At 56.5% G+C, this 22,731-nt stretch carries 21 protein-coding genes; 4 read left to right on the forward strand and 17 right to left on the reverse strand.

The window, feature by feature from the left end; all coding sequences use genetic code 11:
* Positions 1 to 63 precede the first annotated feature (63 nt).
* The 11 genes from whiA to hprK form a co-directional block, all read right to left on the reverse strand.
* Positions 64 to 1,011 (reverse strand): DNA-binding protein WhiA, encoded by a 948-nt coding sequence (gene whiA / locus AC6CHQ_RS09285; RefSeq protein WP_251239431.1) that lies wholly within the window; start codon positions 1,009 to 1,011, stop codon positions 64 to 66.
* Positions 1,012 to 1,045: 34 nt separating this feature from the next.
* Positions 1,046 to 2,026: a gluconeogenesis morphogenetic factor MgfK gene (gene mgfK / locus AC6CHQ_RS09290; RefSeq protein WP_092055498.1), complete on the reverse strand. Its 981-nt coding sequence runs from the start codon at positions 2,024 to 2,026 to the stop codon at positions 1,046 to 1,048.
* A gap of 4 nt (positions 2,027 to 2,030) precedes the next feature.
* Entirely contained in the window at positions 2,031 to 2,921 is an 891-nt protein-coding gene (gene rapZ / locus AC6CHQ_RS09295) for an RNase adapter RapZ (RefSeq protein ID WP_407640883.1), read from the reverse strand.
* Entirely contained in the window at positions 2,921 to 3,403 is a 483-nt protein-coding gene (locus AC6CHQ_RS09300; RefSeq protein ID WP_498081395.1) for an NUDIX hydrolase, read from the reverse strand. Before AC6CHQ_RS09300 ends, rapZ begins: the two co-directional genes overlap by 1 nt.
* 208 nt (positions 3,404 to 3,611) lie before the next feature.
* A complete protein-coding gene (gene trxB, locus AC6CHQ_RS09305; protein WP_498081396.1) occupies positions 3,612 to 4,562 on the reverse strand; it encodes a thioredoxin-disulfide reductase in 951 nt (316 codons plus the stop codon).
* Between the two features lie 77 nt (positions 4,563 to 4,639).
* The gene (locus AC6CHQ_RS09310) at positions 4,640 to 6,157 is read right to left on the reverse strand and encodes a tetratricopeptide repeat protein (protein ID WP_251239433.1); all 1,518 of its coding nucleotides are present in this window, start codon (positions 6,155 to 6,157) and stop codon (positions 4,640 to 4,642) included.
* 288 nt (positions 6,158 to 6,445) lie between these two features.
* The gene (locus tag AC6CHQ_RS09315) at positions 6,446 to 6,973 is read right to left on the reverse strand and encodes an acyltransferase (protein WP_498081397.1); all 528 of its coding nucleotides are present in this window, start codon (positions 6,971 to 6,973) and stop codon (positions 6,446 to 6,448) included.
* On the reverse strand, positions 6,970 to 7,629 hold the full coding sequence (gene ppaX, locus AC6CHQ_RS09320) for a pyrophosphatase PpaX (protein ID WP_498081398.1): 660 nt from the start codon (positions 7,627 to 7,629) through the stop codon (positions 6,970 to 6,972). Before ppaX ends, AC6CHQ_RS09315 begins: the two co-directional genes overlap by 4 nt.
* Positions 7,619 to 8,563, reverse strand: a complete 945-nt coding sequence (locus AC6CHQ_RS09325; protein ID WP_498081399.1) for a nucleoside recognition domain-containing protein — start codon at positions 8,561 to 8,563, stop codon at positions 7,619 to 7,621. The genes ppaX and AC6CHQ_RS09325 overlap by 11 nt, the downstream gene beginning before the upstream one ends.
* Before the next feature lie 58 nt (positions 8,564 to 8,621).
* Positions 8,622 to 9,431 (reverse strand): prolipoprotein diacylglyceryl transferase, encoded by an 810-nt coding sequence (gene lgt, locus AC6CHQ_RS09330; protein WP_498081400.1) that lies wholly within the window; start codon positions 9,429 to 9,431, stop codon positions 8,622 to 8,624.
* A 39-nt stretch (positions 9,432 to 9,470) separates the two neighbouring features.
* Positions 9,471 to 10,406, reverse strand: coding sequence for an HPr(Ser) kinase/phosphatase (gene hprK, locus AC6CHQ_RS09335; RefSeq protein WP_251239437.1), 936 nt, complete (start codon positions 10,404 to 10,406; stop codon positions 9,471 to 9,473).
* Between the two features lie 149 nt (positions 10,407 to 10,555).
* Between hprK and AC6CHQ_RS09340 the strand changes: the two genes are divergently transcribed.
* The gene (locus AC6CHQ_RS09340) at positions 10,556 to 11,113 is read left to right on the forward strand and encodes an N-acetylmuramoyl-L-alanine amidase family protein (RefSeq protein WP_251239438.1); all 558 of its coding nucleotides are present in this window, start codon (positions 10,556 to 10,558) and stop codon (positions 11,111 to 11,113) included.
* A 186-nt stretch (positions 11,114 to 11,299) separates the two neighbouring features.
* On the opposite strand, the gene AC6CHQ_RS09345 is transcribed toward AC6CHQ_RS09340, so the two are convergent.
* From AC6CHQ_RS09345 to AC6CHQ_RS09360, 4 genes are all read right to left on the reverse strand, one after another.
* A complete protein-coding gene (locus AC6CHQ_RS09345) occupies positions 11,300 to 12,523 on the reverse strand; it encodes a DUF4097 family beta strand repeat-containing protein (protein ID WP_498081401.1) in 1,224 nt (407 codons plus the stop codon).
* A 97-nt stretch (positions 12,524 to 12,620) separates the two neighbouring features.
* The gene (gene uvrA / locus AC6CHQ_RS09350; protein ID WP_498081402.1) at positions 12,621 to 15,491 is read right to left on the reverse strand and encodes an excinuclease ABC subunit UvrA; all 2,871 of its coding nucleotides are present in this window, start codon (positions 15,489 to 15,491) and stop codon (positions 12,621 to 12,623) included.
* A gap of 7 nt (positions 15,492 to 15,498) precedes the next feature.
* Positions 15,499 to 17,481, reverse strand: coding sequence for an excinuclease ABC subunit UvrB (uvrB, locus tag AC6CHQ_RS09355; protein ID WP_092055530.1), 1,983 nt, complete (start codon positions 17,479 to 17,481; stop codon positions 15,499 to 15,501).
* Between the two features lie 271 nt (positions 17,482 to 17,752).
* Positions 17,753 to 17,998 carry an IDEAL domain-containing protein gene (locus AC6CHQ_RS09360; protein ID WP_424237871.1) on the reverse strand — a complete coding sequence of 82 codons (246 nt, stop codon included), beginning with the start codon at positions 17,996 to 17,998 and terminating at the stop codon, positions 17,753 to 17,755.
* Between the two features lie 180 nt (positions 17,999 to 18,178).
* Here AC6CHQ_RS09360 and AC6CHQ_RS09365 point away from each other — a divergent pair, with 180 nt between their 5' ends.
* Positions 18,179 to 18,685: a competence protein ComK gene (locus AC6CHQ_RS09365; protein WP_424237912.1), complete on the forward strand. Its 507-nt coding sequence runs from the start codon at positions 18,179 to 18,181 to the stop codon at positions 18,683 to 18,685.
* Here AC6CHQ_RS09365 and AC6CHQ_RS09370 read toward each other — a convergent pair.
* Positions 18,682 to 19,047, reverse strand: coding sequence for a YhjD family protein (locus tag AC6CHQ_RS09370; RefSeq protein ID WP_251239442.1), 366 nt, complete (start codon positions 19,045 to 19,047; stop codon positions 18,682 to 18,684). The two genes, AC6CHQ_RS09365 and AC6CHQ_RS09370, sit on opposite strands and share 4 nt — an antisense overlap.
* 171 nt (positions 19,048 to 19,218) lie before the next feature.
* Between AC6CHQ_RS09370 and AC6CHQ_RS09375 the strand changes: the two genes are divergently transcribed.
* Both AC6CHQ_RS09375 and AC6CHQ_RS09380 read left to right on the forward strand, forming a co-directional pair.
* Positions 19,219 to 19,995, forward strand: coding sequence for an enoyl-CoA hydratase-related protein (locus AC6CHQ_RS09375; protein ID WP_424237872.1), 777 nt, complete (start codon positions 19,219 to 19,221; stop codon positions 19,993 to 19,995).
* 404 nt (positions 19,996 to 20,399) lie between these two features.
* A complete protein-coding gene (locus AC6CHQ_RS09380; protein ID WP_498081403.1) occupies positions 20,400 to 20,942 on the forward strand; it encodes a DUF4256 domain-containing protein in 543 nt (180 codons plus the stop codon).
* Between the two features lie 60 nt (positions 20,943 to 21,002).
* Here AC6CHQ_RS09380 and AC6CHQ_RS09385 read toward each other — a convergent pair whose 3' ends face one another.
* A complete protein-coding gene (locus AC6CHQ_RS09385) occupies positions 21,003 to 22,595 on the reverse strand; it encodes a long-chain-fatty-acid--CoA ligase (protein ID WP_498081404.1) in 1,593 nt (530 codons plus the stop codon).
* Positions 22,596 to 22,731: the final 136 nt, after the last annotated feature.

Consider the following 22,731-nt stretch of genomic DNA (forward strand, 5'->3'; position numbering starts at 1 on the left):
GTAACCGGTTGCTTGTCTATTCCTTTATCGTATCGGAGAAGACCGAAAAGGACAAGAACAAACTCACTTCAATGATACGCCGCCTTTGCGGAGTTTTTCTGCGATCTCATCAATTTTGCGCAGGCGGTGGTTGACACCCGACTTGCTGATCGCCGCGCCCGAAACCATCTCGCCAAGCTCTTTCAGCGTGACGTCCTGGTACTCGACACGGAGACGCGCGATTTCCTGCAGCCGCTCCGGCAAGCCTTCGATTCCGATCATCTTATCGATAAACTGGATATTCTCCACCTGGCGCATCGCAGCACCGATCGTTTTGTTCAGGTTGGCCGTCTCGCAATTGACGAGGCGGTTGACGCTGTTCCGCATGTCCCGCACGATCCGGACATCCTCGAACTTGAGGAGCGCCGAGTGCGCGCCCGCGAGACTGAGGAAGTCGGAAATTTTCTCTGCTTCTTTAAGGTAGGCGATAAACCCTTTTTTGCGCTCGATCGACTTTGCGTTCAGATAATATGCGTTCATCAGCTCCACCAGCGCCTCGCTGTGCTCCTGATAAAGCGAGAAAATCTCCAGGTGATAAGACGAAGTCTCCGGATTATTGACCGATCCTCCCGCCAGGAACGCGCCTCGCAAATACGACCTTCTGCAGCAGTCATCCTTGATGATCTCTGCTGACACGCCCTCTGCAAAACTGATTCCCTCACCGGTGATCTTCAGATCCTCGAGCATGGTCTTTGCGCCCTCCCGGATCCTGCATATATAGACATTGTTCTTTTTAAGCCGCATTTTCTTACGGACGAGCAGCTCCACTTTGTACGGGTAGAGCCGCCGCATATTCGTGTACATCCTGCGGGCAATCGCTGCGTTCTCCGTCTGGACGTCCAGGCTCATCTGCCGGTTTGAAAACGACAAAACCCCGTTCATCTTGATGAAGGCCGACAACTCCGCGCGGGTGCAGCACTCGTCCATTTCCACCTGCGTCAGTTCTTTTTTCGTTTCCGATGCGAATGACACCGGCTTCCTCTCCTTTCACGGATTGCCGTCCTGATCAGACAGCTGCGCCGTCCGGGCTGTCCAGGTAGCTGCAGATCAGCTCTGCCACCTTGCCCGCGTCGTGGCGGACATGTCCGCCCACGATGGTCGCAATATCTGCCAGGATGACATCATCCGCCAGTTCCTCGAGGCTCTCCACATCACCCGGCACCGGGACGGACTGCCGCTGGCGATAATCCTCCACCACGGCCTCTAGCCCCGTGCCATCATTGACGACGACACCGTCGAGGAACCTGCCGCCAAGATGGTCGTACATCACGCGGACATGGTCCGACGCGCTGAACGACGATGTCTCGCCCGGCTGGGTCATGATGTTGCATATGTAGAGCCTGCGTGCTTTCGATTTAAGTACGGCGTCCCCGATTCCGGGAACGAGCAGGTTCGGCAAAATGCTTGTATACAGACTGCCCGGCCCGATGACGATCATATCGGCCTTGCGTATTGCGCGCACTGTGTCATCAAGCGGCTCGACCTCGTCCGGCATCAAAAACACCCGCCGGATCCGATGGCCATAGACTGGAATCTTGGACTCACCGTTGATGATCGAGCCGTCCTCGAGTTCCGCTCCGAGCGTGATGATCTGGTTCGCGGCCGGCAGCACGCGTCCCTTGATGTTCAGGAATCGGCTCATTTCAGCCACTGCATTCGAGAAATCTCCCGTAATGTTCGTCATGGCGGCAAGCATGAGATTTCCGAGCGAATGGCCCCCGAGCCCTTCTGAAGAGGAAAAGCGGTACTGGAACATTTCAAGTACAAGCGGCTCAACGTCGGAAAGTGCCGCCATGACGTTACGGACGTCACCCGGCGGCGGAATCATATAATCTTTGCGGATCTTTCCCGAGCTGCCTCCGTCATCCGCGACGGTCACAATGGCAGTCAGATCGACATCATATTGTTTCAGACCTCGCAGAATCGTGGACAGGCCGGTTCCCCCGCCGATTGCCACAATGCGCTTCTTCCCCTTTTTAGCGGGCATGGGATCAGCCCTTTCTGTGTTTGATATCCCGATGGGTCACCGACGTCTTGTACTCCCCGCTCAGCTTCTCCGCGAAGTACTCCGCAAGTGACACGGAGCGGTGCTGGCCGCCCGTGCAGCCGAACGCGATGACAAGCTGCGCCTTGCCCTCTTCCTTGTATCTCGGGATGAGGAAGCGGAAGAGATCTTCCAGCTTCAGGATCAATTCTTTTGTATCGTTCTGTTTCATGACATATTCATAGACTTCCCGCTGGAGGCCGGTAAGCGGCTTCAGTTCCTCAATATAGTACGGGTTCGGCAGGAAGCGCACATCGAGCGCGATATCTGCATCAATCGGGATACCATGCTTGTAGCCGAACGACATGACATTGACCGTGAACGTGCCCTTTTCTGTTTCCGAGAAGCTTTCTACAATCTTCTCCCTGAGCTCGCGCGGCCGCAGATAGGACGTATTGAACAGGTAGCGAGCCCTTCCTTTTAATTCGGAAAGCATCTCCCGCTCTTTTCGTATCCCGTCGCTCACGAGCCCGCCGTGGGACAGAGGATGCTTGCGGCGCGTTTCCTTATAGCGCTTGACGAGCGTACTGTCATCGGCATCGAGGAAGAGCACCTGCAGGTCAAAGCCTTCAGCAGCCTCGATCTGATCCAGTGTACCGGTAAGGGAATCGAAGTACTCCCTGCCCCTCATGTCCATGACGGCAGCCACACGCCTTTGCTTCCGGTCGGAATCCGCCAAAAGCTTCAGGAATGTGAGAAGCAGCTCCGGCGGCAGATTGTCGATGCAGTAGTATCCCAGGTCCTCAAAACTCTGTACGGCGACCGTCTTGCCGGCACCGGACATTCCGGTGATGACGACAAGCTCCATGCTGTCGGTTTTTTCTTGGGTTTTCTCCATCATGGATCCGTCCTTTCTGCCGACTGCTGCAGTTCCGCCCCGAGCAGTCTGAACTCTTCCGTATAGGTGAATGTGCCGTACTGGGTGCCTGGGCTTCCGGCTGCAAATTTCAGATTCATCCGGTCGCCTTCGGCCATCGGCAAGGTATCCAGTTCGCCGACGCCATGCCAGTCAAGCTTTCCTTCACGGTTCTCCTCAAAAGGTACTCCTTCGAGGCCGCGCGCAGCAAATGTATACAGCATCCACTCATCAAGGGTCCGGGTATTTTCCTCATCCCGGATGACCATCGTATAAATTCCTTTCAAATGCGGTTCGACCGGAATCGCCCCGGTCTCTTCCGTGAATTCCCGGATAGCGGCCGAATAGACGGACTCTCCCGACTCCATCTTCCCACCCGGCGCGACATACCAGCCGCGGCGCGGTTTCTTCAATAACAGGACCTTTTCGTCCTGGATGACCAACAGATTGGCAATCCGCTGCATCGGTCTCCCCACCTTCCGGAAAACATTCTACCCTTTATTATACTATGCTTATGAAAGGCGATACAAAAGGAATGCAAAAAAGGACGGCATCCGGGCGTGCCGGTGCCGTCAAAATGTATTGCTATCATAAAGGGGGGTCAATTTACACTTTAAACTATACACCCTTTTTATTGCAGCGCTGTTACAGCGCGGTTAAGAAAGTGTTAAATCAGGCTTTTGAACCGATTTTTTCCTTTAATTCCTCGACATACTTCTGTGCAGCTTCCGCTGCGATGCTGCCGTCGCCTGTCGCCGTGACGACCTGGCGAAGTGTTTTCTCACGCACATCCCCTGCCGCAAAGATGCCGGGAACGGAAGTCTTCATATGTTCGTCGGTCGGGATATAGCCGTTCCCGTCGGTAATACCGAGCGATTTGAACGGTGCAGTAAGCGGCACCATGCCGATGTAGATGAACACACCATCCGCCTCGAATTCACGTTCGCTGCCGTCTTTTGTCGAGACGAGTGTGACACTTCCGACCTTGCCGTCACGGTCGTTGATCGACTTGACGGTGTGGCTCCAGATAAAGTCGATTTTCGGGTTCGCGAAAGCACGGTCCTGAAGGATTTTCTGTGCACGGAGCTCGTCGCGGCGGTGGACAATGGTCACCTTGTCCGCAAAGCGGGTCAGGTAAGCACCCTCTTCAACCGCGGAGTCTCCGCCGCCGACCACGACGAGGTTCTTTTGTTTAAAGAACGCACCGTCGCAGACCGCGCAGTAACTTACGCCGCGGCCGCCGAGCTCGGATTCTCCCGGAATGCCCATCTTCTTGTATTCCGCTCCTGTGCCGATGATGATCGAGCGGGCTTTGTATTCCTTGCCGCCAGCGACGATCGTCTTGTATTCTTCACCGTCACGGACTTCGGACACATCGCCGTATGCATACTCGGCGCCGAACTTTTTCGCATGTTCGAACATTTTATTGGAGAGGTCCGGACCGAGGATGCTGTCGAATCCCGGATAGTTTTCGATGTCTTCCGTGTTGGCCATCTGGCCGCCAGGGATGCCTCGCTCGAGCATGAGCGTGGACATGTTGGCACGGCTTGTATAGACCGCCGCCGTCATGCCGGCAGGACCGGCTCCGATGATGATGACATCATAAATTTTATCTTCAGCCATGAAAAGTTCCTCCTTAAATGTGAACACCTGTCTGCCTTCATGCTATTCGATTTGCGGCGCAGGCTCAACATTTCTGCCTAACTGCGCGGGAACGGCAGGAAGCGGAACAGTTCGTTGACATACTTTGTCAATGTCTTCACAGAGATGCCGTATGACTCGGCGATCTCCTTTTTGGTCGTGCCTGACTGCAGCGAAGAGCGGTACATATATTCAGCTGATGCGGCAATTGCGGGCGGATTTCGGAAGGCGTAGCTTTCCTCGATGGCCCGGCTGCACATGAGGAACCACATCTCGAGGATGGGCATATCCTCCTCGCCAAGCGGCTCGTACCTGCTGTACAGCAGATCGGTTGCCTCGAATACACGGTTATAGAGAAGCTCTCCTCGGTCCCTTCCCGGGAGCCGGTGACCAAGACCGTTCGCAAGGAACAGCTTTTCCGTCGTTGACATCTTTTCTACGTCCGGCCATTCCGGATGGGTGAGGATGTCTTCCCGGCACATCGACTTGCCCGTCAGGAACAGGCCGAGCAGCCGGAGTCCTTCTTCACCGCTGTTCAGTTTACCGATGACGAACTTCGGGTCGTTTTCCGGCGTATCGGGAATCCGTGCCCGCAACCAGGGCTCTTTCCCTTCCTTGGAAGGATCCATGGACACAAGCACAGTCCACGCATCGCGCGAGACTTTCTCTTCGCCGATCATGGCGGCGGCATGCGCCAGCCAGAAATAAAAGCCGGGATCGCCCTCGAACCCGATGCGCTGAAGGCCCCGGAGCCAGTTGAACGCTTCTGCGTGGCGGCCGACCAGTGCGAGCGTAGCGCCGAGTTTGTAACGGTGGTCGACGAGCATCGGGCGGATTTTAAGCAGGATGGAGACTACCCGTTCGAGCGCCTGCGCGTCCTGCTTGTAAAAATGAAACACTGCGAAATTACAGAGTGCGTGGAGATTTCCATTGTCCCCCTTAAGCACCTGGTTCAAAAGCGCTTCCGCCTGCTCCGTGTCTCCGATATAGAAGTAGGCCAGCGCCAGGTTGTTGTAGGCGGCCCAAAAGTCGGGGTGCTCCTCGATCGCCGATTCCAGCAGGCTGACGGCTTCCCGGAATTCCCCGGACTCCATCAGCCGGCGGCCGCGGTCAAGGATGTAGTCTAGCCGCCCATCACCTTCGGCATCATCGGGAAGCCCGTACAGTTCATGCTCGGAAAACTCGATGATATCCATCGCCTCGTCACGGTAAAGCCCTTCAGGGGCAAGCTTGAGGTAACGCTGAGCGTAACGGATCGAATCCCGCAGATAGCCGAGGTTGACATGCACCTCGGACAGATAAAACAGCGTATCCGGGTCCTCGGGGCCGGAGTCATGGGCAGCCATCAGCAAATCACGGGCATGCTCAAAACGGCCCATGTCAATCTCCAGGATGGCGTATTGCAGGAGGATATCAGCATCCTCCGGACTCAGGTCCGCCGCCCTGCTGAGAAACTTGTGGGCCTTCTCCACCTCGTCGCGCTTCAGCGCCCCGAGCGCCTTCTTGTAATAGAATTCGCCGTTCGGAATGAAGTTGATGACTTTTTTATGGTTTCCCTGTTGAGAGTGATTGTTCAAAAATAATTCCTCCGGATATGGAAGCGGCATCGCCGCGTAATGTCACAAAATGTTCAAAGGTTATCAGCTACCTATTATATCACACAGTCGGCCTGCCGGTCGCCGGTAATGGATGGGCATGATTCTAGCGAAGGCTCGTACCGCTGCTGTGTCGGGATCAGAAAGTGAAACGTTGACATACTGGGGTGAGATGTTGCTATACCTGAGTGAACGTTAACATACCGGCGTGAAACGTTAACATACCGGCGTGAGACGTTGACTCCTCCCCACGAAATGGCGAACCCCCCGTCAGCTTTGACGGGGGGTTCTCTGCCGTTCTTTCAGTTGTTCCGCAGTGTAGATGATACGGACCGGGTTTCCGCCGGCGAGGCTGCCGGGCGGGATATCGCGGTTGACGAGCGAAGCGGCGGAGACAGTGGCGCCGTCCCCGATCTCCACACCCGGGAGGATCGTCGTATTCGCGCCGACCATTACATTGTCGCCGATGACGACGTCGCCGAGCCGGTATTCATCGGTCAGGTATTCGTGTGCAAGGATCGTCGTGTTGAAACCGATGATCGAATTTTGGCCGATGCGGATTCGTTCCGGAAACATCGTGTCCGGGACAACCATCAGCGCAAGCGCCGTCTTTTCCCCGATCTCCATGCCGAGGAACGTCCTGTAAAGCCACCGTTTCACAGACAGTGACGGCGTGTACCGCCCGATCTGGATGACGGAGAAATTCTTGGCGACCTTGAAGAAAGAAACAGTGCGGTACATATGCCAGAGCGGGTTCGTTCCTTTAACCGGTGCCGGATGGCGGTCGGTCCGTCTCATCCGGCATCAACCGTCCGGTCCGTGATCTCCAGCAGGTCCTCGATGGCGTCCAACATATAGTCGGGCTTCAGCGACTCCATGAAGTCTTTGCCCTTTGCACTCCATGCGACGCCCGCTGTGAGCGTGCCGGCATTTCGGCCGCCGTCGATGTCATGCGAATTGTCGCCGACCATTAGGGTCGTTGACGGATCGGCACCCAGTGCATCCATCGCTTTTTGGAGCGGCTCCGGATGCGGCTTGGCATGAGTGACATCGTCCAATCCGATCACGATGTCGAAGATGCCGTCCGCATCCATGAGGCCGAGGCCCCTGTGGATCGTTTTGTTGCGCTTTGTAGACACGATCGCCATCTTGAGGCCGCGTTCCTTCAGCTTCTTGAGCACCTCAGAGACACCCGGGAACTCTGCCGTGAGCTTGTCGTGGTTTTCCAGGTTCCAGTTTACGTATTCCTCCATCAGCTGCTCGACATTTTCAGGCGCCAGCGCCTCGAACGTCTCACGCAGCGGCGGGCCCATGAAAGGGAGACAGTCCTCACGGGTATACCGTCCGGGAAAATGCTTTCCGAGAACCGCCATGAACGTTTCGATGATCAGGTCGTTCGTATCAAACAATGTTCCGTCAAAGTCGAACAGAATCGTTTCGATTTTATTGGCCATGCAGCACGACACCCTTCTCTTTGGTTTGTTCCGCCCTCTTCCAGAACCACGCCACCGCCATGGTCAGCACGAACGCCGTAACGACACGGATCAGCAGAAGCGGCCAGATCGGGATGCCGAGCGGCACGAAAATCAGCGTATCTTCGATGACTGCGTGACAGCTGACGAGGAAAATGAGCACGAGAGTCGCATCCTTTTTGCTGACACCGTCTTCTTCTACCGCCTGAATCATCACTCCTGCCCCCATTGCAAGTCCTGCGACCAGCCCTGTGGCAAGCGTCATGCCGGCATTTGGCTGGACGCCGATCAGCTTTGTGAGCGGCCCCAACTTGGAGGACAGCTTCTGCATCCAGCCGCCGTCCTTCAGGAACTGGATGGCGACCATGAGCGGAATGACGATCACCGCGAGCTGCAGGACGCCGAATCCGGCCTTTTCAAAACCGAGCAGGACAATGCCTCCCCAGGTTTCCGGCGCCGCTTCGGGTGCAGGCGCCATACCATACTGCGCGATTTCCGCTCCGCCCTTCCAGAACAGGTTGATCAAAATGGCGGAAATCGATGCCAGTCCCAAGCGGACGACAAGGATGATCCACAGTTTGACCCCGACCCGCATCGCGACGCCGGATTCGATAAACAGATTGTGTGAAAACGACAGCATGACGGCGAGGATAAATACTTCCTTGACCGTCAGTTCAAGTGACAGGATGCCGGCGATGCCGGCGTACAGATTCAGCGCGTTGCCGAGCACAAGCGGAATAGCCGCCTCGCCGCTCAGTCCGAACAGGCCCATCAGCGGCGCGACAAGATCAATGATCCACGGAAGGACAGGGGTATGCTGCAGGATGACGACAAGCAGCGTGATCGGGAAGATGATCTTGCCGAGCGTCCACGTAGTATTCAGCCCCGCCTGGATTCCTTTGCGTAAAGTAGACATGTTTCAGTTCGACTTCCTTTGCTAATCGTTAAGGCCCGCTACCGGGCCTTCTGCTGACTTATTCTTTATAGCGTGTACGGATGTTCATCGCGAACCGGCGGATGAGGAAGACCAGGATCGCCCCGAAGAACCCGATCATCGAGACGATCTGCGCCGCTTTCAGGCCGGAAGCCATCAGGCTGTCTGTCCTCATGCCCTCGATGAAGAACCGCCCGAATGAATACCAGGCAACATAAAACAGGAAAATGACGCCGCTCAGCGGATTGATCCGCCGGAGCACGAACAGGATGAGAAGCAGCCCGACCAGGTTCCACGCAGACTCGTAGAGGAATGTAGGATGGTAGGTCACGCCTTCGATCGTCATCTGGTTCACGAGCCAATCCGGAAGCGCAGAATAACCCCACCAGTCATCGGCGACCGGTCCGCCATGCGCTTCCTGATTCACGAAGTTGCCCCAACGGCCGAGAATCTGGCCGATGAGCAGTCCAGGCGCCGTGACGTCCGCGACTTTCCAGAACGACACGCCCCGCTTTCTCGTGTAGATGATTGCTGTGATCACTGCCGCGATCAGTGCCCCGTGTATGGCGAGTCCGCCTTCCCATATCCGGAAGATCCTACCCGGGTCATCCCGGTAGTACTCCCATTGGAAGATGACATAGTAGAGCCTGGCACCGATGATTGAGATCGGCACCGCCCAGATAAGGAAATCGGTCATGAAGTCAGGGTGGAGACCCCGCTTCACCGCTTCCCGCTGGACGACGAGGAACCCCAGCACAATCCCCGTCGCTATGAGGATTCCGTACCACCGGACGTCAATCGGTCCGAGAGAAAAGGCGATCGGATCGATCGCCGCGAGAGAAAATTGCATTCATTGATCCCTTCTTCCATGCTCACCGGAAATGCCGGCTTAGTAGGACGGGTCCTGTTCCCGCCCGATCATATCGTTCAGCCGCTCCGAAAACTGTTCAGCGGCATTCATGCCCATTTGCTTCATACGGTGGTTCATCGCCGCGACTTCAACGATCGACGACATGTTCCTTCCCGGGCGCACCGGAACAGTAAGCCTTGTCAGCTCGGTATCGAGAATTTTCAGCTTCTCCTCCTCAAGCCCGAGCCGGTCATACGTACGCTCCGGATCCCAGAGCTCCAGATCGATGATCAATGTAATCCGCTTAAAGTCACGGATGGCACTTGCCCCGAAAAGCATCTGCACATCGATGATGCCGAGCCCGCGGATCTCAAGCAGGTGGCGAAGCAGCTCCGGCGGATTGCCGACCAGTGTATCTTCTGCCACCTGGCGGATCTCCACCATGTCGTCTGCGACGAGCCGGTGCCCGCGCTTGACAAGGTCGAGCGCCACTTCGCTTTTGCCGATGCCGCTCTTGCCGGTGATAAGAACGCCCAGCCCATAAATATCAAGCAGGACACCGTGTACCGCCGTCATCGGTGCAAGCCGGTTTTCGAGGAAGTCGCTCAGCTTGTTGGACAGTTTGGTCGTCGTCATCGGTGACGAGAGGACCGGCACCTGCTCCTCTTCAGCCGCAGCCACGAGCTCCGGCGGAATCCGCATGCTGTGACAGACGACAATCATCGGCGTGTCCGGAGAGCAAAGCTTCCGGGCGCGTTCCATCTTATCAAGGCGAGGCAGCATCGAGAAAAATGAAATTTCACTTTTCCCCAGAAGCTGAATACGGTTTGCCGGATAATATTCAAAGAAACCGGCCACTTCGAGTCCCGGGCGGGAGATGTCGCTGCTGGCGATATGCCGTCCGATCCCTTCCGCACCCGCTGATAGTTCAAGTCCGAAACGTTCCATCACGTCTTTTACCGTCACGTGATCCATCGGCATTGCCCCCTTCGCTGCCGAATGTCGGCCATGCCATATATTCTAACAAAGATTCGGTTAATGAACATCGCTTTTATCTGGAATGCCCCGTGCAAGCGTATACATCTGGCCCGTTGTCTCTATGTAACAGTCGGAGGTGGAGTGAATTGAAGAAAATCATGCTGGATGCCGGCCATGGACCGGCGACACCGGGAAAGCGGACGCCCGACGGATCGATGCTGGAGTTTGCATTCAATGCTTCGGTATCCGCGTATGCCGAAAAGCTCCTGAGAGCGGAAGGGATCACGGTAATGACGGCTCACGAAGCAGGACGGGATGTTCCGCTTGCGGAACGCGTCCGCAAGGCGAACGCCTGGGGTGCGGATGCCTATGTCTCGATCCATGCCAATGCGTTCGGCACGGGCTGGAATGAGGCGAATGGCATCGAAACGTTTATCTATCCACGTGCACAGCGCCAGTCGGAGCTGCTCGCCGGGCATATACAGGCGGCGCTCGTCTCTGCCACCGGCCGCAGAAACCGAGGGGTGAAGCGCGCCGACTTTGCCGTCGTGCGCAACACCCGCATGCCCGCAGTCCTGCTCGAGTGCGGATTCATGACGAATCGTCAGGAGGCGGCCCTTTTGAAAAACGACAGGTACAGAAGGCAATGCGCACGCGCCATCGCATTCGCCGTGGTGAATTGGTACTACGGCAAGGGACAGTAAAGCGGTTGGGGAGTTGTGCCGGTTCGTCACGTTCAGGGGGCGATTCGTCACTTTCACGGGAGGATTCGTCACTTTCAAGGAGGCTTTCTTCACTTTCGACGACCGATTCGTCACTTTCGCAAATTAAACGCCCAAATGCAAAAAAGGACGGAAGGCCACTTGAGCCTTCCGTCCTTTTGATGTTCTTTAGTTTCCGATGTAGCCTACGATAATGGTGCCTGTCTTGGCTTCTCCCTTGATGCGGAGCGGAGGAAGGTCCGGGTTGCCGCCTTCTTTGCGGAACCGGATGGATTTTTGGAGCAGCTGCTCCTGCTCCTTCGTACGGGTGACGTCATGCATGCGAATATCCATGCGTCCGAAGTTTGAGGAGACTTCTCCTTCAATGCCGGCTTCCTGCGGTACATACACTTCGACGCTTCCGGACATGGCGGTCGCTTCCACCTTGCGGGACTCGGCGTCGCGTGTCGTGACGATGACGTGTCCGTTCACCGACTGGGCCTCGATGTCCTTCAGCATGCCGTCGATGTCGATCCGACCGTTGAGCGTTTCCGCTTCGACCTGCTCGCCATGAATATCCTTCAGGCGGATGGCGCCATTCGCGGTCTCGAACTCAGCCTCATCAAAGTGAAGATTGTCCGCCTCGATCTTGCCGTTGGCCGTGCGCACGCGCACCTGTGCCGCGGTCAGGCCGGTACCGGATGCAAAGGTGCCGTTGAACATGCGAACCGCGAGCTTTTTATACTGCTTTTCCGGCACATGGAGAACGACGTTCACCTGGGTCATTTTCTGGTCGTTCGTGATGCGGAGTCGGTTGCCGTCCGTGATGAAGAGGAAGCGCTCTTCGAATTCCCGCTTCGCTTCAGCCTCGTCCTCGGCACGATGCACCTTCACCTCGCACTCGGCGCGGAATTCTTCCCCTTCGCCGAGGCGGATGTCAAAGCTGCCCATCGACAGGTCGACACTGATCTCTTCGATGCCTTCCGAGCTCTTCGTGAATGTCTCATGGAAGACGACCGGATCACCGAACGGCTTGTCGATATCGAATGTCTTTACGCGGTCGACCGCCGTCTGCATGAATTGCATGAACCGGTTACCGAATGTTGTGAAGTCACGTCGGACGTCTTCCAGGAAGTCATCCATCGATGCCTGTTTTCCGGAGCGGTGCTCTTCCCCTTCCGGCTGGGCGTCCTGGCTGAAATCTCCCTGCCAGTTGTCCGCTTCCTCACCGCCGCCGACTGCCTGCTGCGGATCCGCCGCCGGCTTGTCCGCCTGCCCGTCATTGATTTCCGGATGGCTTTCCTTCACGGCTTCGCGGTTGCTTTCGAACTTCTCCAAAAGACGCAATGCTTCGTCTGCGCTGATTGTCCCTTGTTCCAGCATGTCCAGAATACGGCTTTTCTCGTCTTTCATATGCGTTCCTCCTTCGAAAGCGGCAAGGCGCTTCCGTTGATAGTTATGTTACGTGCCGGGAACGGGAAAAGTTTCACTGAGATATCCGAAAAATCCGTCAGGCCCGTCTTTCCGCTTCCGCCAAAAGCTGATCGGTCCGCTTCCGGTCGCGCTCAAGGATCGGCTTCAGATAGTGACCCGTGTAAGATTCGCGCACTTCGGCCACTTCTTCCGGCGTCCCTGTAGCGATAATCTGGCCGCCGCGATCGCCGCCTTCCGGCCCGAGGTCGATGATGTGGTCGACTGTCTTGATGACGTCAAGGTTATGCTCGATGACAAGGACGGTGTTGCCGTTGTCGACGAGCCTGTGGAGCACTTCGAGCAGACGAGAAATGTCATGCGCATGAAGCCCGGTCGTCGGCTCATCAAGAATATAGAATGTCTTGCCGTTGGACCGTCGGTGCAGTTCGGATGCCAGCTTGACCCGCTGTGCCTCCCCACCCGAAAGCGTCGTCGCCGGCTGGCCAAGCTTTACATAGCCGAGACCGACATCGACGAGCGTCTGGAGTTTTCGGTGGATCTTCTGGATATTTTCGAAAAACACTGCTGCGTCGGATACGGTCATGTCGAGCACGTCGGAGATGTTTTTGCCTTTGTAACGGACTTCGAGGGTTTCCCGGTTGTAACGGCGTCCGTGACACACTTCGCACGGGACGTAGACATCCGGCAGGAAGTGCATCTCGATCTTGATGATGCCGTCCCCACGGCAAGCCTCACACCGTCCGCCCTTGACGTTGAAGCTGAAGCGCCCTTTCTGGAAGCCGCGGACCTTCGCATCGTTGGTCGAAGCGAACAGGTCGCGGATGTTGTCGAACACGCCAGTGTAGGTCGCCGGGTTCGAACGCGGGGTGCGCCCGATCGGCGACTGATCGATGTCGATGACTTTCTCGAGTTCTTCAAGTCCCGAAATGGCCGCATAAGCGCCCGGCTTAGCCTTGGCCCGGTTCAGCTTCTGGGCCAGTGTCTTATAGAGGATTTCATTGACGAGCGTCGATTTTCCGGAGCCTGAAACGCCCGTGACGGCAATAAACTGGCCAAGCGGGAAATCGGCGTCGATGGTCTTCAGGTTGTTTTCCGTTGCGCCCTCGATGCGGACAGTGCGGCCGTCCGGCTTGCGGCGCTCCGCAGGGACCGGGATGAACTTCCGGCCGCTCAGGTAAGCACCCGTGATGGAATCCGGATCATCCGCCACTTCCTGCGGCGTGCCCTGCGCGATAATCTCCCCGCCATGCAGACCGGCACCCGGCCCGATGTCAATCAGGTGGTCGGCGGCCATCATCGTATCCTCATCATGTTCGACGACGATGAGCGTATTGCCGAGATCGCGCATTTCCTTGAGCGTGCCGATCAGCTTGTCGTTGTCACGCTGGTGAAGCCCGATCGACGGCTCATCGAGGATGTACAGGACACCCGACAGCTTCGAGCCGATCTGGGTCGCCAGCCGGATCCGCTGTGCCTCGCCGCCGGACAACGTGCCCGCCGCGCGCGACATCGACAGGTAATCCAGACCGACGTTCACGAGGAAACCGAGCCGTGAATTAATCTCTTTCAGGATCAGATTCGCGATCGCCCGGTCGTTTTCCGACAGGTTGAGCCCGTGGAAAAAGTCCACGGCTTCGGTGATCGGGAAACGGGTCACCTGGGAGATGTTCAGGCCGGCAACCTTCACCGCAAGCGCTTCTTCCTTGAGCCGGTCTCCCCGGCAAACCGGACAAGGGCGCTCCGCCATATACTTCTCCATCTGCTCCCGGATCCAGTCGGAACTCGTTTCACGGTACCGGCGCTCGACGTTCTTGAGCACCCCTTCAAAGTAGATATGGTTGTCGCGTGTTTTTCCGAACTCATTCGTATAGCGGAAGTGGATGCGGTCGCTGGAGGAACCGTAAAGGACCTTGTCCAATTGGCTGTCCGGAAGCTCGCTGACCGGCACGTCCATGGAAATCCCGTAATGCTTGCAGACCGCCTTCAGAAGTTCCGGGTAATACTGGGAGCTTGTCGGCTCCCACGGGGCGATCGCGCCTTCCGCGAGTGTCAGGCTCTTGTCCGGAATGACAAGGTCCGGGTCGACTTCAAGCTTGGAGCCGAGGCCGTCACATTCCGGGCAGGCGCCGAACGGGCTGTTGAACGAGAACAGCCGCGGCTCCAGCTCTCCGATCGAGAATCCGCACACCGGGCAGGCATGGTGTTCGTTGTAGATCAGCTCTTCCCCGCCGATGACGTCGATGATCGCGCGTCCTCCGGCAAGCGACGACGCCGTCTCCAGGGAATCCGAGAGTCGCCCTTCCACATCATCTTTTACGACAATCCGGTCGATGACGACTTCGATGTCGTGCTTTTTGTTTTTGTTCAGGTCGATGTCATCGTCCAGGTCATACAGTTCCCCGTTGACCCGCACACGGACATAGCCCTGTTTCTTGATGTCTTCCAGAAGCTTTTTATGCGTTCCCTTGCGGCCGGAGACGACAGGCGCCAGAATCTGGAGGCGTGTGCGCTCCGGCAGTTCCATCACCCGGTCGACCATCTGCTCGACGGTCTGGGAGGAAATCTCGATGCCGTGGTTCGGGCAGATCGGCTTGCCGATCCTCGCATACAGAAGCCGGAGATAATCGGAGATTTCCGTGACCGTCCCGACGGTCGATCTCGGGTTCCGGCTCGTCGTCTTCTGGTCGATCGCGATCGCCGGCGACAGCCCTTCGATCGCGTCCACATCCGGCTTGTCCATCTGTCCGAGGAACATCCGGGCATAGGCGGACAGTGACTCCACATAGCGCCGCTGCCCCTCTGCATAGATCGTGTCGAAGGCAAGCGAGGATTTGCCCGAGCCGGACAGGCCGGTCACGACGACCAATTGGTCCCTCGGGATGGTGACATTAATGTCTTTCAGGTTATGCGCACGCGCGCCCTGGATGACGATTTCCTTGTTTTTCATGCGGATCTCACCCCTCTGCTTTCAGTTCGAGTATCGTATCGCGGAGCGTGGCAGCCCGTTCGAAGTCGAGCGCCTTTGCCGCTTCTTTCATTTCCTTTTCCAGGGAAGCGAGGAGCGTTGCTTTCTCGTCCTTTGTCAGCTTCTTCCCTTGTGTCGCCTTTTCCGCGTACGTTGCCGTCTCATCGGCTTCGTGCGTCGCACGGATCGATTCGCGGATCTGCTTATTGATCGTCGTCGGTGTGATGCCGTGCTTTTCGTTATAGGCGATCTGCTTCTCGCGTCTGCGCGCCGTTTCATCGATTGCGATTCGCATCGAGTCGGTCATATTGTCGGCATACATGATGACATGCCCGTTAGAGTTACGCGCAGCGCGTCCGATCGTCTGGATCAGCGAACGCGAGGAGCGAAGGAACCCTTCCTTGTCGGCGTCGAGAATCGCGACAAGCGACACTTCCGGGATGTCGAGCCCTTCCCGCAGGAGGTTGATCCCAACGAGCACGTCATAGGTTCCGAGCCGCAGCTCCCGGATGATTTCGATCCGTTCGAGCGTTTTGATCTCGGAGTGGAGGTAGTTGACCTTGATGCCGACTTCCTTCAGATAGTCGGTGAGGTCTTCGGACATTTTCTTTGTCAGCGTTGTAATGAGGACGCGCTCGTTTTTCCGTACGCGCTCCTGGATCTCGTCGATCAGGTCATCAATCTGCCCTTCGATCGGGCGGACTTCGATGACCGGGTCAAGCAACCCCGTCGGCCGGATAATCTGTTCGACCATCTCAGGGGTGTGCTCGAGCTCGTACGGGCCCGGCGTCGCCGATACATAGATCGCCTGGCGGAGCCGTGCCTCGAACTCCTCAAACTTAAGCGGACGGTTGTCAAGCGCCGACGGCAGGCGGAACCCGTGGTCAACAAGCACCTGCTTGCGCGCCTGGTCCCCGTTGTACATCCCGCGGATCTGCGGAAGTGTCACGTGGCTTTCGTCGATGACCATTAGGAAGTCGTCCGGGAAGTAGTCAAGCAGCGTGTACGGCGTCGCCCCCGCCGGTTTCAGGGTCAGGTGACGGGAATAGTTCTCGATCCCCGAGCAGAATCCCATCTCCTTCATCATTTCCAGGTCATAGCGCGTGCGCTGCTCGAGCCGCTGGGCCTCCAGCAGCTTGTCCTCCGAGCGCAGCGCCTTCAGCTGCTCTTCCAGCTCGGCCTCGATGTTCGCGATCGCCTTTTTCATCTTTTCTTCCCTCGTGACGAAGTGGGATGCCGGGAAGATCGCGACGTGGTCGCGGTCGCCGAGGATCTCCCCGGTGAGCGCATCGACCTCGCGGAGCCGGTCGATCTCATCGCCGAAAAACTCGATCCGGATGCACCGCTCATCGCGCGATGCCGGGAAGATCTCCACGACGTCGCCGCGCACGCGGAACGTCCCGCGGATGAAGTTCATGTCATTTCGGTTGTACTGGATGTCGACGAACCGGCGCAGCAGCTCGTTGCGGCTGATTTCCATGCCCACCCGGAGCGACACGAGCATCTCGCGGTATTCGTCCGGGTTACCGAGACCGTAGATGCACGACACGGACGCCACGATCAGGACGTCGTTCCGCTCAAACAGCGAAGACGTCGCCGAGTGGCGCAGCTTGTCGATCTCATCATTGATGCTCGCGTCTTTTTCGATATACGTATCCGTCGACGGCACATAGGCCTCGGGCTGATAGTAGTCGTAGTAACTGACAAAGTATTCGACGGCGTTGTTCGGGAAGAACTCCTTGAACTCGCTGTACAGCTGGCCGGCGAGCGTCTTATTGTGTGCGATGACGAGCGTCGGCTTGTTGATTTCCGTCAGTACGTTCGAGACGGTGAACGTTTTCCCCGTTCCCGTCGCCCCGAGGAGCGTCTGATGCCGCTTGCCTTCATTTACACCGGCGATCAGCCGGTCGATCGCCCTCGGCTGATCGCCCAAGGGCTCATACGGTGCCTGCAGTTCAAATTTCTGGACCATGTCCCGTCCCCTTCCGATTGCGTTCGTGGAACTCTCGATAATGTCACTATCGTATCATATTCCCCTATTCTTCTCGAGCAAAAAGCGAACAGGTGTTTTCAATCAATCTGATACCGGTTTTTTGAGAAAACGGAGCGGCCTTCCCCTCTCCCGGACGGCATGTCTGAACGCGTCCGGACACACAAAACCGCCCGCACACAGGGCTCAAATCCCCTTCAGTACGGACGGTTCAACAATATGATTTCGGCATGATGTCAGCAATCCTCCAGCGTTACGGTTTCACGGTTTCGTCGTCTTCCAGCTCATTCAGCTGTTCGGTGTGCAGATTGAAGGCCTCCACGTCTTTCTTGTCCAGTGCCTCGTCGATCAGATTGAGCAGGCGTTCCCTCGTCTGTTCACGGTGCACATGCTTCAGGAACAGGTCCATGTAGATATCGTTCAGCAGCTGCTCAGACGGACTCGCCTGACCCTTGCCGACCGCCTTCAGGAATTCCGCGTACGAATAGTAATGTTCCATTCCATTCACCACCTGGCGCTTTTTCCTATTATATATGCAAACGGGTGGCGGATGCAACGGTTATTTTTAAATTTTCGATATTCACAGTTAATTAGCAATAATAAGAAATAAGTCTTGCTTTATTTCCAGCGATTTCTATAATTAGATGTATACATAGTCAGGGGGTCATCTATTTTGGACATGAAACGGCTGGCATCTCCTTATTATATTTCGTTCGACACACTGGCTCTTGAGCCTAAAGTGATTGATGGCAAGGTCTGCACGGTCGTTACGGAGAAGAAAGAAAAGCTCCTGCTCGACAGCAGGCCGCTCAATACCCTCAAGCGGGCCTGTGAGATGTATGGGACCACGCTTCGGCAGGCCATTCAGATTTCCAGCAAGCTAATCGGAAATCATCATAAAGTCCCTGTGCTGATCGTCCAGGACATGGGGATGCCGTGCATCTTTCTCCCGACGCTTTCGCCGCAATCCGATAGCAATGTCTGGATCGGGCTGCACGGCATCGAAGATTACTGGGGAAACTCCAGTTCCTGCGAGGTGCTGCTGGAAAACGGCGACACCATCCGGGTGAACGTCTCGATCCAGACAATGAACCGTCAGTATGCCCTCGCCTGCCGGCTGGACAAGAAGTTTTCCCGGATGCAGTACTATCTGCGTCATCCCGGGCTCGACCGGGAATTCATCTAGATGGCGCGGTCACCCATCGCCAGGTAAACTCCAAGCAATTCCTCCGACCGGTTGCGCAATCTGACGTTCAGGTAGCGCCGGTGGTCCTCGTAGCCGCCATGGATGAATACATACTCCGTGAACATGTCGTCATGGTTCCCCTTGATCACCTTCATTGAGTGGCGGCGCATGTAAAGACGCGATTCCTTCAGGTCCTTCTGCACAAGCTTTTCCGCCTCCGCGATCATCGCAAGGTACGGGCGCTTGAGCTTGAACGGGCCTTTTTCGAATGCGAGCCGGTCGCGCTCCAGAATGATGAGGAGCATCGGCAGGTAGATCTGGTTTTCAAAGTGAGGCAGTGCCTCCGGCGGGATCAATGGCATACTGTCCCTCCCCTCCTTCTGAAGAAAAGAACATCTGTTCGTATTTTTATCTTACCCCATTGCTTCTTGTTTATGCAATGACCTTTTTCTGTCATGCAGTGGCGGAACGTGGCGCCTCATGGTAATGTTTTTGTAAACGGGGGATTTTTCACACAATGAGGGGGATTGAATATGGAAACCGTCCGCTATGAACAAAAAGGCCATATCGGCATCGTAACGCTTGACCGGCCGGCCGCGATGAACGCATTCAACTATGAACTGATTTCTGAACTGGGGCAGGTCGTCGAATCAATTCGCATCAACCCGGACATCCGTGTTGTGCTGTTCACGGCCGCCGGCGATCGTGCATTCAGCGTCGGCGCCGATCTGAAGGAACGCAAAACTCTGCCGGAACAGCATGTAAAACGGAATCTTTATAAAATCGGCGAAGTATTCACCGCCATCGAAAACCTGCCCCAGCCGACGATCGCCGTCATCGGCGGCTACGCGTTCGGCGGCGGAATGGAACTGGCGCTCGCCTGCGACTTCCGCGTCGCCTCGGAAACGGCGGTCATGGGCCTGACCGAGACGAGCCTCGCCATCATCCCGGGCGCCGGCGGCACACAGCGCCTGCCCCGCCTGATCGGCGAAGCGAAAGCACTCGAACTGATCCTCACCGCCAAGCGGATGAAGGCCGAAGAAGCCTACCGGTACGGCGTCGTCACGAAAGTCGTACCGCCGGAGCAGCTCCTGGACGCAGCCGGAGAACTCGCCGACCAGATGCTCGCCAACGGTCCGATCGGCCTCCAGCAGGCGAAATTCGCCATCAAGCACGGCATGAACGCCGACATCCAGACCGGGCTCGCCATCGAACGCAAGGCGTATGAAGTGACGATCCCGACGGAAGACCGGATCGAGGCACTGAACGCATTTGCGGAAAAGCGGAAGCCTGAGTTTAAAGGGAGATAATGTGGAAGCCGGAAAGTCCGTTACGGGACTTTCCGGCTTTGTTTGAGGCAACGCGTATGTGGCAATTCCGGGTGCCATGTGGCAACTCTGGATGCCATGTGGCAATTCCGGGTGCCATGTGGCAACTCTGGATGCCATGTGGCAATTCTGGTCCCCAAGTTGCAATTTGGGAGGCCCTATTGCAACTTGACCTTTCTTATTTCAATTCCGCATTCCTTATTTCAACTTCAGCCTCCTTATTTCAAACCGGGCTTCCTTATTGCAACCTCGGTCTCCATATTTCAACTACAGCACCCTTATTGCAACTCCGCCCTTCTTATTTCAAGTCGGCCACTGATTCTCCCCGGACCGCCCGTTGAAAATTCGGTATACTGAACCTATCCCTTGATCAAGGAGGCGTCTCCATGACACAAAACCAGGAAGAACTGCTCAACGTACTGAAAACCCGCTTCGAAGAAAACATGCACCGCCACGAAGGCATCGAATGGGCGGACGTCCAATCCCGGCTGGAAGCCGCTCCGGACAAGCTCCGCTCCCTCCAGGCCATGGAAGATACCGAAGGCGAGCCCGATGTGGTCGGGAAAGACACGGAAACCGGTGAATACCTCTTTTATGACTGCTCGCCGGAAAGCCCGAAAGGCCGCCGGAGCATCTGCTATGACCGGGAGGCACTCGAGAAGAGGAAAAAGAACAAGCCGGAGAATTCCGCGATGGATCTGGCCGCCGAGATGGGCATCGAGATGCTGACGGAGGAGGAGTACCGGCATCTGCAGGAGCTGGAGCAGGTCGACAAGAAGACATCGAGCTGGATCCAGACTCCGGAACGCATCCGCAAACTGGGCGGCGCCCTTTTCTGCGACCGCCGGTATGACACCGTCTTCCTCTATCACAGCGGTGCCGATTCGTACTACGCAGCCAGAGGGTTCCGCGGATCCCTCAGGGTCTGACAGCCAAATGCACCAAAATGTAAAGCCCCGGACACCCGTCCGGGGCTTCCTTCCATTTATTCAGTTCACTTTCGTCGCGCCTTCCCAGTACATTTCCCGCAGCTTGAACTTCTGGAGTTTCCCGGTTGCGGTTTTCGGGAGGGCATTGACGATTTCGACCGACTTCGGTGCCTTGAAGTGGGCCATGTTGTCGCGGCAGAACTGGATGATCTCCTGTTCGGTCGCCGCGCGGTCCTCATGCAGGACGACAATCGCCTTCGGCACTTCGCCCCACTTCTCGTCCGGCACGGCGATGACGGCCGCTTCCAGGACGGAGGCGTGCTTGTAGAGGACGCCTTCGATCTCGGTCGAGGAGATGTTCTCACCGCCCGAGATGATCATGTCCTTGGCGCGGTCGCGGATCTCAATGTAGCCGTCCGGGAATGTGACGGCAAGGTCACCGGTATGGAACCAGCCGTCTTTGATTGCTTCGGCGGTCTTTTCGGGATCCTTGTAGTAACCGTCCATGACGACGTTGCCCCGTGTGACGATCTCGCCAAGTTCCATTCCGTCCCAGGCGACTTCGGTGCCGTCTTCGCGGACCACTTTCGTTTCGCCGTTAAAGGCCAGCTCGATGCCCTGGCGCGCCTTGATCGCCGCCTGCTCGTCTGCGGACTTCCCGTCGAACTCCGCTTTCCACTCATTGTACAGGATGAACGGCGACGTCTCGGTGAGACCGTAGACGTGCATCATATTAAGACCGAGCAAATCCTGTGCGCGCTGGATCAGTGCTGCCGCCGGCGGGGAGCCTGCCGTCGCCATGCGCGGCTTTGTCGAGATCTTCACTTCCTGGGCCTTCGGTTCATTTACGAGCATATTGACGACTGTCGGAGCGCCGCACAGCAGGCTGATCTTCTTGTCTTCGAACAAGTCGAGAATAGTAGACGGCACGACCTTCCGCAAGCACACATGCGTCGCTCCTGCCGCGGTGATCGCCCAAACCCCGCCCCAGCCGTTCGCATGGAACATCGGGAGCGTATGGAGGTAGACGTCGTCATGCTTCACGCTCAGGTGGTACATGAAGTTCGCCGCGTTCAGGTAATTGCCGCGGTGCGTCAGCATGACGCCCTTTGGACGGGACGTTGTGCCGCTCGTATAGTTCAACGTGAGCAGCTGGTTCTCATCGATTTCCACCTCGGGCACCTTCGCATCTTCCGGCACGTCCCCGATGAATGACTCATAATCCTTGGCAGGCAGGCCGTGCTCCGCTCCGTCCACTTTCACGACGACAAACTTGTCGAAGCCCAGCTTGTCCTGGATTTCTGCGATCGGTGCCGTGAACTCCTCGTCGACGATGAGCATCTTGGAATCGCTGTGGTTCAGGATATACTCCATATCCGAAGGCGAAATCCGGTAATTGAGCGGCACCATGACCGCCCCGATCTGGCAGATGCCATAGAAGCATTCGAGCATATAGTGCGTGTTCGGCAGCATGACCGCGACATGGTCCCCCTCGCGGATGCCGGCATTGTGCAAGGCAATGGACAGCCGGTCCGCGCGCTCCGCGAACTCTCTATACGTAAATTCCTTATCTTCATCGATCACCGCAATCTTATCCGGATAATACTTGACCGCTCTTCTCTTCCAATCGATCGGCGTCAGCGAAGCAAACATGAAAACCTCTCCCTTCAGAAACATTCTATCTTGTCTGAATTATTTTAATAGATGGAATGATGTTTTACAAGAACAGTTGCCGCAGTCTGCATGCTGTTTGCATTTTCAAAGGAGTTTTGGTGCACTTTTGCATTTG

The organism is Bhargavaea sp. GQ12 (assembly GCF_059758705.1).